Origin of the sequence: Sphingobacterium allocomposti (assembly GCF_008124885.1) — a bacterium.
In the GTDB taxonomy this organism is placed as follows: domain Bacteria; phylum Bacteroidota; class Bacteroidia; order Sphingobacteriales; family Sphingobacteriaceae; genus Sphingobacterium; species Sphingobacterium allocomposti.
In genome coordinates this window covers 281,469-294,839 of the sequence record NZ_VNHX01000001.1, presented here as the reverse complement: position 1 = coordinate 294,839, position 13,371 = coordinate 281,469, and the positions used below count along the sequence as shown (strand labels likewise).

The following is a 13,371-nucleotide window of genomic DNA, read 5'->3' as shown; positions in this document are numbered from 1 at the left end:
TACTTGAAATTAAACTAAATTTAGCTGGGCATACTGGGTCTTCCCTTAAAAAAATTACGCCATTCCGGCTATAAAGGTCGGCCGACAGAGGCAAGGGAGTGCTATACAAATTCCTTTATATATCCAACAATTAAAATGAATTTATGTAAGTTTGCAACAAAAGAGTAGCACGCGTATATCCTGTTGAAACTCTTTTTTAACTTTTTAAATTTTATTTTTATCACATGGAATTAGAATTACAAAAACTGCAAAAATTAGTTGAAGACGCTTGGGAAGACAGGAAATTGTTGGAATATAAAGAATATTTTGAAGCCATAACTGTTGTCATCCAAAAATTGGATGATGGAGAGATCAGGGTTGCAGAACGCATCGGTAGCCGCTGGCACGTTAACGACTGGATAAAGAAAGCAGTAATCCTCTATTTCCCAATCCGTGAGATGAAAGAGATCGACAACGGTCCTTTCGTATACCACGATAAGATGAAATTAAAGACAAACTACAAGGAGCTAGGTGTACGCGTCGTGCCCGGAGCAAGCGCCCGTTATGGTGCTTACCTGTCCAAAGGCGTCATTATGATGCCGTCCTATGTTAACATCGGCGCCTACGTGGACGAGGGCACTATGGTCGACACGTGGGCCACTGTCGGTTCCTGCGCACAAATAGGTAAACATGTCCACCTAAGTGGGGGTGTCGGAATTGGCGGTGTGTTGGAGCCTGTACAAGCGGCTCCCGTTATCATTGAAGACAACGTCTTCGTCGGCTCACGTGCCATTGTCGTAGAAGGTGTACGCGTCGAAACGGAAGCTGTCTTAGGCGCCAACGTGGTGCTTACGGCATCGACAAAGATCATCGACGTGTCGGGTTCTGAGCCGATCGAGTATAAAGGATATGTTCCCGCCCGTTCTGTTGTCATCCCGGGATCATATACCAAAAAATTCCCCGCAGGAGAATATCAGGTGCCTTGTGCACTAATTATTGGAAAGCGCAAGGAATCGACGGATAAAAAAACGTCGCTGAACGATGCGCTGCGCGACCATAACGTTGCTGTGTAACCATGAGCCCTCATCTAGTAAATAAAGACGATCTGAATAAAGCCCTTGAAACGTTGAAAAACGGAGGGCTTATTCTTTACCCGACAGATACCATATGGGGGATTGGATGTGATGCCACCAACGAAGCGGCCGTGGAAAAAGTGTTCGCCTTAAAAGGACGCGAGAAGACCAAAAGCCTGATTGTACTGTTGCACAACGACAATCAGTTAGCCAGCTACGTAAATGATGTTCCAGAAGTAGCATACGAGCTCATTGAATATGCCGACAAACCGCTCACTATCGTCTATTCGAATGCAAAAAACCTTGCTAAGAATGCCGTTGCAGTAGACGGCAGTATAGGTATACGTATCGTGCGGCACCCGTTTTGTGAGCAGTTGCTCCAGCGTTTCAGAAAGCCGCTTATATCGACTTCAGCAAATATAAGCGGTGAACCATCGCCCACCTGTTTCGACGACATCTCGCCCGTGGTAAAAGGGGGGGTAGACTACATTGTCGGGTACGGGCAGCACGAAAAAGGGGACGGAAAGTCGTCCACTGTTATGAAAATCGACCCGAGCGGCAAGTTTGCGTTTTTGCGTAAGTAACCAAGCCGTAAAAGACGCGAAGTGGGATCCGTTAGGAATGACCGCGAAGTAGCGTGAGTGCCATAAAAACAAATACGGGGATTCATGCATACAGTAAGATGTAAACACAGATGAATATCCCAACGTAGTAAGCTCATGGATGCCATTAACTGCCGGAGGCACAGGAAATGGGCGTAACGGGTTCAGGAATACCATTGAAGATAGGTACGAATGGGTAAAACTTGGAATTACGCAGAAAATGATTAAACAAAAATAACTATTCACATATGAAACATCTATTTTGCCTACTGGCTGTCGCACTATCCGCTCTACATTTCGGTTTTGCGCAGCAGAAAATTGAACCCGCAAAGAAAGGCGTATATTACGGTAAAAAGATCGACGGCAACAGCGCGCTGTCCGTCGCCCAGCTGGAAGCAAAGCTAAAATCTGAAGCCGGTTACTCCGGAAAGGTAGAAGGAGAAGTTGTCGAAGTATGCAAGAAAAAAGGCTGCTTTCTCACGCTCAAACGCGCCAACGGGGAATCCGTGATGGTCCGTTTTACGGACTATGCTTATTTCGTGCCGCAGGACCTCGTCGGTAAGCAGGTCGTTGTAGAGGGACGTGCCAAAATTAAAGAAACGTCGGTCGACTGGTTAAAGCACTATGCAGAGGACAAAGGAGCTTCCAAAGAAGAAATAGCTAGAATTACAAAGCCGAGGACCGATATCAGCATCGTCGCCGATGGCGTTCTTGTCATAAATTAATTAAACAAACCGGAGTACAGAAAAAAGGTGTCTAAAAGGTCATCAAATACCTGAAAAACACGTCGTTGAGAGGAGCCGGCCGGCACCTAAGGCGAAGCCAGCCATCCTGCGTTTGTCGCACCGCCAGATTACATTATTATCCCGATGCCGTGATATTTGCCTTTTTAGACACCCTCCTGGTGTATGTTAGCTTCAGATGAGACATCTTTTACGTACCGCACCGGCCCAGTCCATTAACGCGCGGGGCCGGCTGGTGACTTTTGAACGTCCCCTCGTCATGGGGATTCTAAATCTTACGCCGGACTCCTTTTATGATGGAGGCCAACATAACACGTCAGATACAGCGCTGACCAAGGCGGAACAACTTGTTGCAGATGGTGCCGACATCATCGACATAGGGGCATATTCTTCCCGCCCTGGTGCTTCACCGATTTCCGTCCAAGAAGAAATAGATCGCGCACTGCCTCTGATAGAGGCGCTCGTCCGGCAATTCCCGGACGTACTGTTATCTATAGATACGTTCCGTGCCCAAGTCGCCGAAGAAGCTGTAAAGGCAGGCGTCCATATTATCAATGACATATCCGGCGGCGCCCTGGATGAGGAAATCTTCCCAACCGTCGCACGCCTGCAAGTGCCCTACATTTTGATGCACATGCGGGGCACCCCCGAAAGTATGCAGACGCTTACCTCTTACGACGACGTCGTGGTGGATATCGCCACTTCCCTGGGAGACAAAGTAGCATCGTTACGGGAACTCGGTGTCAAGGATATCATTCTGGATCCGGGTTTCGGATTTGCGAAAACGCTGGAACAGAACTATGAACTGCTCCACCGCATAGACGAGCTACACTATTTTGGTCTACCCATTCTAGGGGGCGTCTCCCGAAAATCGATGATATATAAAAAGTTAAATATCACGGCGCAGGAAGCGCTGACGGGAACAATTGCACTCAATACGCTCCTGTTGTCTAAAGGCGTACAGCTGTTGCGCGTGCACGACGTCAAAGAGGCCCGGCAAGTGGTAGATTTATTATTCTAAACCCAGAACATGAAAAAAGCGATAGATATTGGAACAGTTGGCTTCGCGCTATTTGCGATGTTTTTTGGAGCAGGGAATCTACTCTTGCCCCCATTTATCGGTCTGCAGATCGGCGGCCATATCTGGATAACGATATTGGCCTTTGGGCTAACAGGCATTTTGCTTCCATTTTTCGGGATTCTCTCCGTTGCCCAGTCTGGAGATACCTTCGACGACCTTGGACACCGCGTTAATAAACGCCTTGCTACTATTCTCGGGACAGTTATCATGATCTGCATTGGGCCCCTTATCGCCCTGCCGAGGACGGCTGCGACAACCTATGAAGTGGGAATTCTGCCTTCTTTTCCCAATAGCAGTCCGGTGTGGACCTCAATCGCTTTTTTCGTTATTACCTGGCTGTTTTCCATTGTACCTTCCAAAGTAGTAGACCTCGTCGGGCGCGTGCTCACGCCCTTACTGCTGGTCGTCCTCATATTATTGATCGCCATCGGGATAATAAACCCCGTCGCAGCGCCAGCGACAAACAGTCTATCGGCAATGGATGCCTTCACCGTCGGCCTTACGGAAGGCTATCAGACCTTAGACGTGCTGGCGTCGGTTATATTTGCAGGCATTATCATCACCGCGATTAAGGCAAAAGGTTACGGTAGCACAATAGAAAAAAACAAAATTGTCATCGCCGCCGGTGCCCTGGCGGCAATATGCCTGTTGCTTATCTACGGCGGTCTTATTTACCTTGGGGCAACCTCGGGCATCGAGGAAACCACTATAAAACGCTCCGAACTTCTTATCTATATTTCTCACACGACGTTAGGACGGTACGGCACTTTCGCAATAGCGATCGGCATCGCGCTTGCCTGCCTCACCACGGCAATAGCGTTGACCTGTGCCGTAGGGACATTCTTCAATAACCTTTCCAACGGGAAAATAAGCTATAAACTGCTGGTAACGCTTTCTTGTTTGGTATCGGGAGTCCTTTCAATTACCGGTGTGGACAATATCATCCAGTTCGCCTATCCACCTTTAGCATTTGTCTATCCCATTGTCATTACACTGGTATTATACGTCGTGTTTTTTGGGCGCTGGGTGAAATCGAAACGCCCCTATATTGCTGCTCTGGTTGCGTCGACGGCCGTCGCTTTTTTCAATGTCCTGAAAATACTCGGCTTGCTGACATTGCCGCAGCTCGACACCCTCAATAATATTCCATTCTTTCAATACGACCTCGGGTGGGTGGCCCCGTCGTTTTTCGCCTTTATGCTTTTTGCGTGTCTGGAACGGTTGCGGACAGCCAAATAAGCTGATCACACGTCGGCCTGCCCTATTTTAAACCGCAGAAGCCGCTTGCGTTACCGTTTTACCGCCTGATACAGGATTATTACATCGGTGTCGCGAACGCCCCGATATGTGACGCCGTGTACCTCTTCCGTGCTGTCGCCTCGATATTGGGGACAAGCAGCGCCACGGTCGCGCCTCATATAGAAATCGAAGATATAACAATTTAGTAATACGAAGCGGGGAGTCTGATCATATTTTTTAGATAATTTCGGTGGTGTCTATGGAACGCTACCTATTCATTAAATCACAATACAATGAAACACCACCCGTACCTATTTATTTGTTTACTCTTCCTTTTGGGAACTTGGTCTTGCCAGAAGATGGAGAGTCCGGTCGAACAGGCTGTAACCGAAAAGCTGACGAGCAACACGCATCAAGCAGCCTTGTCAGCTTACAACTCTTCGAACTGGATGAGCGCATTACCGAATCAGTTGCCCATCCACCACATCAGTATCCCCGGAACGCATGATAGCGGAGCGCGGCATGAGCCGTTTCCCGGAACGGCTAAAACACAGGAATTAAGTATCGGCGATCAGCTTAATGCCGGTGTACGCTTCCTCGATATACGGTGCCGTCACTTCAATGACGCCTTCGCGATCCATCATGGAGCTATTTATCAACATCTGAATTTTGACGACGTGATCAATGCCTGTAAAGCCTTTCTGACGGCCAATCCATCCGAGACGATTATCATGAGCGTCAAACCCGAGCATACCGCCGAAAATAACACAACCACTTTCGAAGAACGTTTTCTGGCCTATGCGGAGCAAGATCGCAGCTTGTGGTATCTGGAAGATGACATCCCTTCACTCGGCAGCTGCCGCGGAAAGATCGTACTGTTGCGACGCTTCGGCTACAACGGTGCATTGGGAATAGCTGCCACACCGGACTGGGCCGATAAAGCGACGTTCACCATCAACCGGCCGGGTTATCGACTGGAAATACAAGATGAGTATCAAAACACCCCTGAAAACAAATGGTCTCGGGTCTCCCAGTTTCTTGAGGCAACAAAATCGGCGGGTTATCCAGCAGAAAAAGTGCTTTGGGTAAATTTTAGCAGCGGCTACCGAAGCATTCTGGGAATTCCTAATATCACGTCGGTATCCAACTATGTTAACCCTCGATTAAAGAACTACTTCGCTGGGCAGGCTACAGCCAAGTTCGGAATCATAGTAGCAGACTTTATCGACCAAGAGCTGTCGACCGCTATATATGAAACGAATTTTTAGACGATAATAAGATAATGATTGGCAGAGCGGCTTATGAACCGCGAAGGCTGCCGGATTTGAATGCAGCGACGATTTAGATGACCCCGCGGGGTCATCTAAATCAAATCCATTAGGGCGACTCCTGCAGAGTCGAATCTCCCTATGGAACTCTACGGACGGACAATTGCGATTGCTTTTAACAAACAAAAACGGCTGCTAGATAACAGCCGTTTCTATATCCATTGTATTGGCTACCTCACCGTACTGCCCGGCTTGATTGCCGTGGTTGGGTTAACAAAGTCCAGGCGTCCGTCAGCATCTTCGGCCATCAAAATCATACCTTGGGATGTAATACCTTTAATCTCCCGCGGCTCGAGATTAACAAGGATGGATACCTGTTTACCGACGATCTCCTCCGGCGCAAAAAACTCGGCTATCCCCGACACTACCGTCCGCTGATCAATGCCTGTATCGATCTTAAGCTTTAGTAACTTCTTCGTCTTAGCTACTTTCTCTGCTTCGAGGATGGTACCGACACGGATATCCATCTTCAGAAAATCGTCATAGCTTATGTTCGGCTTGGCGGGCTCTGCTTTTGCGGCATCCTGTGCGTTTTTTGCTTTAGCTGTCGCCAATTTTTGTAACTGGAAGTCAACCTGCTCATCTGTAATCTTTTCGAACAACAGCTGGGTCTCTCCCAGCACATGTCCCTCAGGAAGGATATTTGCTTCTCCTGCCTTGTCCCAGCCTACACGTTCGATGTTCAGCATCGAAAAGAGTCTGGCGGCGGTTTTAGGTAAAAAAGGCTGCGCCAGTACAGCCAGATTGGCAACGATCTGCGACGCGACATATAGTATTGTCTTAACTCGTTCCGGATCCTCCTTATAAATTTTCCACGGTTCTTCGTCGGCCAAATATTTATTTCCCAGACGAGCGGCGTTCATAAAGTGGGCCAATGCCTCGCGGAATCGATATTGCGAGATGGAGTCTGTAATGTCCTGCGGATAGCCGGCCAGATCTTTCAGCGTGTCTTCGTCGCGTGTTGTCATCGTGCTTCCTAAGGCCAGATTGCCATCAAAGTACTTGTGAGATAAGACCATCACGCGGTTCACGAAGTTGCCGAGGATGGCCACCAATTCATTATTGACACGCGATTGGAAGTCCTTCCACGTAAATTCACTATCCGACGTCTCTGGCAGGATAGAGGTGAGCACATAACGTAGTTCATCCTGCTTTCCCGGAAATTCTTCCAGATATTCGTGTAGCCACACAGCATGGTTTCTCGACGTTGAGAGCTTATCCCCTTCCAGATTTAAAAACTCGTTCGCCGGCACGTTCTCCGGAAGAATGTATGCTCCGTGCGCGTGCAGGATAGCGGGGAAAATAATACAGTGAAAAACAATATTATCTTTTCCTATAAAATGAATCAGTGTTGAGTTTTCGGCCTCATTCTCCTGTTTTTTCCAATAAGTTTCCCAATTCCTACCGTGATCAATCGCCCACTGCTTTGTTGCCGAAATATAGCCAATTGGAGCATCCAACCATACGTATAGTTTCTTGCCTTTAGCTTCATCCAGCGGGACATCTACGCCCCAATCGAGGTCCCTTGTCATTGAGCGCGGCTGGAGTCCGGATTTTAACCAGGATTGACACTGTCCAAAAACGTTGGACTTCAATACACCTTTTTTCCCTTCTATCAACCACTCTTCCAGCCAAGGCTGATATTTGTCTAACGGAAGGTACCAGTGCTTGGTTTCTTTCAAAACAGGTGTTTTTCCGCTTAGCGTAGACTTTGGATTGATAAGGTCAGTGGGGTTCAGCGAGGTTCCGCATTTTTCACACTGATCGCCGTATGCTCCCTCACTATGACAATGCGGACAGGTACCAACGATGTATCTGTCGGCTAAAAATTGATGAAATTCTTCGTCGTAATACTGTTCAGAAAATTTTTCGATGAACTCCCCTTTTTCGTAAAGGTTCAAGAAAAATTCCTGAGATAACTCGTGATGTATTTTTTCTGAAGTGCGGTGATAAATATCGAAATCTATTCCGAACTTTTCAAAGCTCTCTTTAATTTGCGTATTGTATTTATCAATGATCTCCTTGGGCGTAACGCCCTCCTTTTTGGCTTTGATTGTTATGGCCGCTCCGTGCTCATCCGATCCGCAGACATACACGACGTCCTTGTTGTTTAGACGAAGAAAGCGTGTAAAAATATCGCCGGGTATATAGGCACCCGCAAGATGCCCGATGTGCAAAGGCCCATTAGCATATGGTAAGGCGGACGTAATAGTAAATCTGTTTTTAGTTAAAATACTCAACGTGTAACGATTTTAAAATGAAAACTACGACTAAAAAAGTGAACAAAGATTTGTTACTTTGGCAAAGATAACTCAATTTGCGCGTAAAATAAGCGCAGCACATGAAAATACCTCAATTTCTTAAAAAGGGCGACAAAGTGGCCATTGTATGCCCTGCAAGCTACATTAAAGGTAATGTCGACACAGCTATTGATATCTTAAATAGCTGGGGATTGATGGTAGATGTCGGCGAAACGGTGAGTTCACAATTTCATCAGTTCGCGGGTACGGATGAACAACGCGCAGGCGATCTGCAGCGGGCACTCGATGCACCCGATATCAAAGCTATTTTTGCGGCACGGGGCGGATACGGTACCGTGCGGATTATTGACAGGCTGAACTTTACCAACTTTAAAAAGCGGCCGAAGTGGCTCGTCGGCTTCAGCGACATTACCGTGCTTCACAGCCATCTGCACAATCGCGTTAAAATATGTAGCATCCACGGGCAAATGCCTAAATCGTTTGACGACAGTACAGCCGGCGCCCTCGATTCGCTCAAGCGCGCTCTTTTTGGGCAGAACATGGATTACAGATACGCGCAAACCGGCTTTCCCAACCGCCCCGGAAAAGGCCAGGGCGAACTTATCGGTGGAAATCTGGCCATCCTCCACAGTATGCTATCCTCACCCTCCGACGGGAATTACGACGGAAAGATTCTTTTTATTGAGGACGTAGGAGAACCCCATTACAATATTGACCGCATGCTGTGGACCCTGAAAAGAGCTAAAAAGTTCGACAGACTTCAAGGTCTCATTGTAGGAGGCTTCACGTCTCTTAAAGACAGCGATCCCCCCTTCGGCCAACGGTTCGAAGAGATCATCATGGATAAAGTTCAGGAATACAACTTCCCTGTGTGCTTCGGCTTTCCGGCAGGTCATATCGAAGATAACCATAGTTTAATTCTGGGAAAACGGGTTGAACTGACGGTTAAAAACGAACAAACGTCGTTAAAATACCTTATTTAGCTTCGTTTATTCGAAAAAGACATTTAACTATTTTCAATAATTTCAAGACCAAAATATAAACAAACGTTTTGAACGGTACGTTCGCTATACTTTTTTTAATAATTAATCAATTTTGTTCAATTCTTAACGAAAAGTATTCTCGTCAGCATTCGTGTGCATATTCTGCCTAACTTAGTGGCGTAAAAATAAATTATGATATGGTTATGGAAATGGAACATCCAAATCCACTATGCATCACGGACGGTTTAGACACTTTAGCCACAAAAGTTCATCTAAACCTTGATGCCGACACCTTGGTTCAGCAGACGATAGCACGCGGACAAGGTTCGCGAAGTGACACCGGCGCACTTTGCATTGAAACGGGGAAATTCACCGGCCGCTCCCCAAAGGACCGCTTTATTGTAAAGGACGGAATCACCGAGAACACGGTAGACTGGGGAGAAATCAATATCCCCATCGCCACCGAGATCTTCGATCGCCTACTGGAAAAAATGCGCGTCTTTATCCGGGACAGGGAGCTCTGGGTACGATCCTGCTATGCAGGAGCGGATCCTAAGCTGAGGATAAACGTTACTGTTATCAACACAACACCTTGGGCCAACTTATTCTGTCATCATCTCTTTCTAAGGCCGACGCCGGAAGAACTGGCCGGCTATCAACAGGAATGGGTTATTCTGCAGGTGCCCGAGTTTTTGGCGGATCCTTCTGTCGACGGTACGAGGCAGCAGAACTTCTCTATCATCAACTTCAGCAGGAAGATGATTCTTATCGGAGGAACGGCTTACACCGGCGAAATGAAGAAAGGAATCTTTTCGGTTTTAAACTTCCTGCTGCCCCATGAGCATGGCGTGCTGCCAATGCATTGTTCGGCAAACGAGGGAAAGGCGGGCGACGTGGCCCTCTTTTTCGGTCTCAGCGGAACCGGTAAAACGACGCTCTCGGCAGATGCACAACGTCAGCTGATCGGCGACGACGAACATGGATGGTCAGATAATACCGTGTTCAACTTCGAGGGCGGCTGCTACGCGAAATGTATAGACCTCAGCGCAGAGAAAGAACCGGAAATTTTTGCCGCGATCAAGCATCCCACGTTGCTTGAAAATACCCGCTTCTTCGAAGGAACAAACACGGTAAACTACGCAGACGCAAGCCTCACCGAGAATACGCGGGCGGCCTATCCTATATCGCACATCAAAAACGCCAAAAAGATATCCGTAGGAGATACTCCCAAAAACATCTTCTTCCTGACCTGCGACGCATTCGGCGTGCTGCCTCCTATTGCTAAGCTTACGACGGCGCAGGCCATGTACCATTTTTTGTCGGGATACACCGCGAAGGTAGCGGGGACAGAGGTCGGAATCAGCGAACCGCAGACAACATTCTCGGCCTGCTTCGGAAAGGTATTCCTGCCGCTGCATCCTACCCGGTATGCAGAGCTCCTCGGACAAAAACTGGAGGAATGTCCGGATGTCAATGTATGGCTGGTAAACACCGGCTGGACAGGCGGGGCCTATGGTACAGGAAGACGGATTAGCTTGCGGTATACACGGGCTATGGTGCAGGCGGTGGTACGCGGGGAGCTGGCGCAGCAAGATTTCGTCCCCCATCCTAACTTCGGTGTACTCGTACCACAATCTTGCCCCGATGTACCAGCCGAAGTTCTCAACCCGAAAGATACATGGGGCGACAAAACGGATTACGACCGCCAGGCGGAGATGCTGGCAAAGTTATTTATGAAAAACTTCGAACAGTACGAAGCGCAGGCCAACGACGCCATAAAGAGCGCATCTCCGCAGGCACTGAACACCGTGCTGTAAGAAAAGAGGATAATTTAAAGATTACAGACCCGGTGGCGAGGCAGCGCTGCGACCGGGTGCTAGCCCTGCACAGGATGCATACATCGACGGGAACTCGCCTACAACCGATCCGTAATATCCATAGATCTTACGGATCGGTTTACTGTGGTACATACCTATCTTCAGCGCCAGGTTCCTCCTCCGGCCCAGTTTGCGATAACACCCTGTTAACGTGGTTCCAAATCGGTGCTCGATGGCGGTCTATTAAAATTACGAAATGCGTCGTCGCGAAGCTTGAGATTTAAGGAACGGAACATGTGCAGCCGAGCACTTCGGCTGGCTAGGTGAAGTTAAACGAAGTGGGACAGGGTAACTCTTCTAACCCCCTTTAACTTCATCTTACTATTCTAATTTCTGACTTCTAACTTGGGCGAGGTTTTATTTGGAAGGATCCATGCGTTTAAAAAAAGACCTTAGCGTGCCAGCTTTCGCTTATCGGAATCTCCCATTTGTCCGTCAGATCCTCAGCGGATGTCACCATATTGTTAAAAACAACCGTACGTTGATCGACAATGCCCGCCGTGACCAGTCGCTCGAACTCGTCCCGCGAGGCAATTTGAATATTCATGTTCTGATCGCGGTACGCAATGTTCAGCCGGTCGAACAGCGATACGCCTAACGTCGCTTCTATCTTTTTTAACAAATGAACCGATTTATCGATAGAACAGCCCGTCACCATAGCCTTCTCCTCGTCCACCTGAAGGATAATAAAAAGATGATATCTCACCTCAAACGATCCGGCGAGTTGGTTGCCGTGGGCCGTCCACTGGGAAACAAACTCCTGTAAAATATCCGTCACGACAGCCACTTCTTCATCCGTTAAAAAACGGCTACTTTGGTAGATCCAGACTCTCTTCATGTTCGATTTTTGTGAAGTTGTTTATTTGTGAAGTTTTAAAGTTGTCGATTTGTAGCCCCGACTATACACTTTTCCCTTACGACTTCAGTACTTTATATATTTCAACTATAATACGGCGAAATCATCAGATAAACGATGACGCCGGTTACGGCCACATACAGCCACATTGGATACGTTATCCGTGCGAGCTTCTTGTGCCGCTCATAAGCGCCGGCGATCCCGCGGACAAACGTAAATAGCACAAAAGGAATAATGATAATCGATAACAGGATATGACTAATCAGTATGAAGAAGTACACATAGCGGATCACTCCTTCTCCCCCATATGGGGTGGAATCCGACGTCATGTGGTAAGCGACGTACATGACGAGAAAACTCACCGAACACAACATACAAAGCTTTATCAACTGTTCATGCAACTTTATCTTGCCCCGCTTTATTGCTGAAACAGCCACAACCAATAGAATAGCCGTTAGCCCATTGATAGAGGCGTAAATAGGAGGCAGAAATGAAAGCGGCTGCACATCGAAGCCCAACTTCCTTAAGTTTACGCCGAAAAGTATGGCCACTGCTACCGGTATAACGATGGACAGCGTCACAATCCACTTCTTATATTTCTTTTCTTCTTCAGTCATCACCATATTTATCTTTTTTCTAGTTTTAGCGGTCTATTTCGGATCTCTTCGACCATCAACAGCTTGATCTCATCTTCCAGACGATCAACCTCTCCCTTCTGACTGATATCATAGAAACCGCGGATACGTCTTTTGGAATCGACAAGTATCATCTGATTGCTTATCAGAAAGCGGGAAGAATCTGCCGGATCGATCATAGCATCAACCAATAGCTCATCTTTGGCATAGCTGAAAATATCCACCGACGGATGCATTCCTATTTCCCAATGTCGCTGCTCCCACTGGCTGTAGGGCTTCAACATTTGCCGTAGCCTTCCGACGTCTTCCGTGGGATCGACCGAGATTGAAAAAAAACGGATCTGTGGGTTGGCGGCAAAACGGGACGATAAGGCGTTGACATTGTCCAGCATCAGTCTGGAGAACGATTCATCCTTTGTATAAAACAGATGGGTAACGGTAATAGAGGTATCAGATACAGGAAACGTGAGGCCTTTTCCGTCTATATCCTTAAAAGCGATCGGCGTCAGCGTGTGAAAAATAGTATCTGGATATTCCCTGCCCCAGTTGCGTTTCAGCTCTCCGCTGAGCTTCTTTTCGCCGAATACAGGCAAAGAAACGTATTCGTTTGATCCGAACCGGTTAACAGCTATATATAAAAATCCTGGCAGTAATAAAATTAATGCCAGGATTATAATTTTTGATTTACTGCGTTGAGTACGGTTACTCATGAAC

The 13,371-nt window shown here is 47.4% G+C and carries 12 protein-coding genes; 8 read left to right on the top strand and 4 right to left on the bottom strand.

The annotated features are described in order from the left end of the window. Window positions 1-224: 224 nt before the first annotated feature. The 6 genes from BC792_RS01010 (at window position 225) to BC792_RS00985 (ending at window position 5,985) form a co-directional block, all read left to right on the top strand. Window positions 225-1,052, top strand: a complete 828-nt coding sequence (locus BC792_RS01010) for a 2,3,4,5-tetrahydropyridine-2,6-dicarboxylate N-succinyltransferase (RefSeq protein ID WP_148907115.1) — start codon at window positions 225-227, stop codon at window positions 1,050-1,052. A gap of 2 nt (window positions 1,053-1,054) precedes the next feature. Continuing rightward, the gene (locus BC792_RS01005) at window positions 1,055-1,636 is read left to right on the top strand and encodes an L-threonylcarbamoyladenylate synthase (protein WP_148907114.1); all 582 of its coding nucleotides are present in this window, start codon (window positions 1,055-1,057) and stop codon (window positions 1,634-1,636) included. A gap of 266 nt (window positions 1,637-1,902) precedes the next feature. Beyond that, window positions 1,903-2,379 (top strand): DUF4920 domain-containing protein, encoded by a 477-nt coding sequence (locus BC792_RS01000; RefSeq protein WP_148907113.1) that lies wholly within the window; start codon window positions 1,903-1,905, stop codon window positions 2,377-2,379. Window positions 2,380-2,575: 196 nt separating this feature from the next. Continuing rightward, window positions 2,576-3,418 (top strand): dihydropteroate synthase, encoded by an 843-nt coding sequence (folP, locus tag BC792_RS00995; protein WP_148907112.1) that lies wholly within the window; start codon window positions 2,576-2,578, stop codon window positions 3,416-3,418. A gap of 9 nt (window positions 3,419-3,427) precedes the next feature. Continuing rightward, a complete protein-coding gene (gene brnQ / locus BC792_RS00990) occupies window positions 3,428-4,717 on the top strand; it encodes a branched-chain amino acid transport system II carrier protein (protein WP_148907111.1) in 1,290 nt (429 codons plus the stop codon). Between the two features lie 293 nt (window positions 4,718-5,010). Then, a complete protein-coding gene (locus BC792_RS00985) occupies window positions 5,011-5,985 on the top strand; it encodes a phosphatidylinositol-specific phospholipase C (protein ID WP_148907110.1) in 975 nt (324 codons plus the stop codon). A 230-nt stretch (window positions 5,986-6,215) separates the two neighbouring features. On the opposite strand, the gene metG is transcribed toward BC792_RS00985, so the two are convergent. Further along, the gene (metG, locus tag BC792_RS00980; RefSeq protein WP_148907109.1) at window positions 6,216-8,285 is read right to left on the bottom strand and encodes a methionine--tRNA ligase; all 2,070 of its coding nucleotides are present in this window, start codon (window positions 8,283-8,285) and stop codon (window positions 6,216-6,218) included. A gap of 101 nt (window positions 8,286-8,386) precedes the next feature. Between metG and BC792_RS00975 the strand changes: the two genes are divergently transcribed. Further along, the gene (locus BC792_RS00975; protein WP_148907108.1) at window positions 8,387-9,289 is read left to right on the top strand and encodes a S66 peptidase family protein; all 903 of its coding nucleotides are present in this window, start codon (window positions 8,387-8,389) and stop codon (window positions 9,287-9,289) included. A 203-nt stretch (window positions 9,290-9,492) separates the two neighbouring features. Further along, complete coding sequence (pckA, locus tag BC792_RS00970) at window positions 9,493-11,106, top strand: phosphoenolpyruvate carboxykinase (ATP) (protein ID WP_246154744.1); 1,614 nt, start codon at window positions 9,493-9,495, stop codon at window positions 11,104-11,106. Window positions 11,107-11,545: 439 nt separating this feature from the next. On the opposite strand, the gene BC792_RS00965 is transcribed toward pckA, so the two are convergent. From BC792_RS00965 to BC792_RS00955, 3 genes are all read right to left on the bottom strand, one after another. Beyond that, window positions 11,546-12,004, bottom strand: coding sequence for an ABC transporter ATPase (locus BC792_RS00965; protein WP_148907106.1), 459 nt, complete (start codon window positions 12,002-12,004; stop codon window positions 11,546-11,548). A 101-nt stretch (window positions 12,005-12,105) separates the two neighbouring features. Beyond that, entirely contained in the window at window positions 12,106-12,639 is a 534-nt protein-coding gene (locus BC792_RS00960) for a DUF420 domain-containing protein (protein WP_246154739.1), read from the bottom strand. Between the two features lie 8 nt (window positions 12,640-12,647). Then, complete coding sequence (locus BC792_RS00955) at window positions 12,648-13,367, bottom strand: SCO family protein (RefSeq protein WP_148907104.1); 720 nt, start codon at window positions 13,365-13,367, stop codon at window positions 12,648-12,650. Window positions 13,368-13,371 lie beyond the last annotated feature (4 nt).

What these genes read in the sequence shown, in the direction of transcription:
- BC792_RS01010 (WP_148907115.1), top strand. Translation starts at nt 225, where the DNA reads ATGGAATTAGAATTACAAAAACTGCAAAAATTAGTTGAAGACGCTTGG.
- BC792_RS01005 (WP_148907114.1), top strand. Translation starts at nt 1,055, where the DNA reads ATGAGCCCTCATCTAGTAAATAAAGACGATCTGAATAAAGCCCTTGAA.
- BC792_RS01000 (WP_148907113.1), top strand. Translation starts at nt 1,903, where the DNA reads ATGAAACATCTATTTTGCCTACTGGCTGTCGCACTATCCGCTCTACAT.
- folP (WP_148907112.1), top strand. Translation starts at nt 2,576, where the DNA reads ATGAGACATCTTTTACGTACCGCACCGGCCCAGTCCATTAACGCGCGG.
- brnQ (WP_148907111.1), top strand. Translation starts at nt 3,428, where the DNA reads ATGAAAAAAGCGATAGATATTGGAACAGTTGGCTTCGCGCTATTTGCG.
- BC792_RS00985 (WP_148907110.1), top strand. Translation starts at nt 5,011, where the DNA reads ATGAAACACCACCCGTACCTATTTATTTGTTTACTCTTCCTTTTGGGA.
- BC792_RS00975 (WP_148907108.1), top strand. Translation starts at nt 8,387, where the DNA reads ATGAAAATACCTCAATTTCTTAAAAAGGGCGACAAAGTGGCCATTGTA.
- pckA (WP_246154744.1), top strand. Translation starts at nt 9,493, where the DNA reads ATGGAAATGGAACATCCAAATCCACTATGCATCACGGACGGTTTAGAC.
- BC792_RS00965 (WP_148907106.1), bottom strand. Translation starts at nt 12,004, where the DNA reads ATGAAGAGAGTCTGGATCTACCAAAGTAGCCGTTTTTTAACGGATGAA.
- BC792_RS00960 (WP_246154739.1), bottom strand. Translation starts at nt 12,639, where the DNA reads ATGACTGAAGAAGAAAAGAAATATAAGAAGTGGATTGTGACGCTGTCC.
- BC792_RS00955 (WP_148907104.1), bottom strand. Translation starts at nt 13,367, where the DNA reads ATGAGTAACCGTACTCAACGCAGTAAATCAAAAATTATAATCCTGGCA.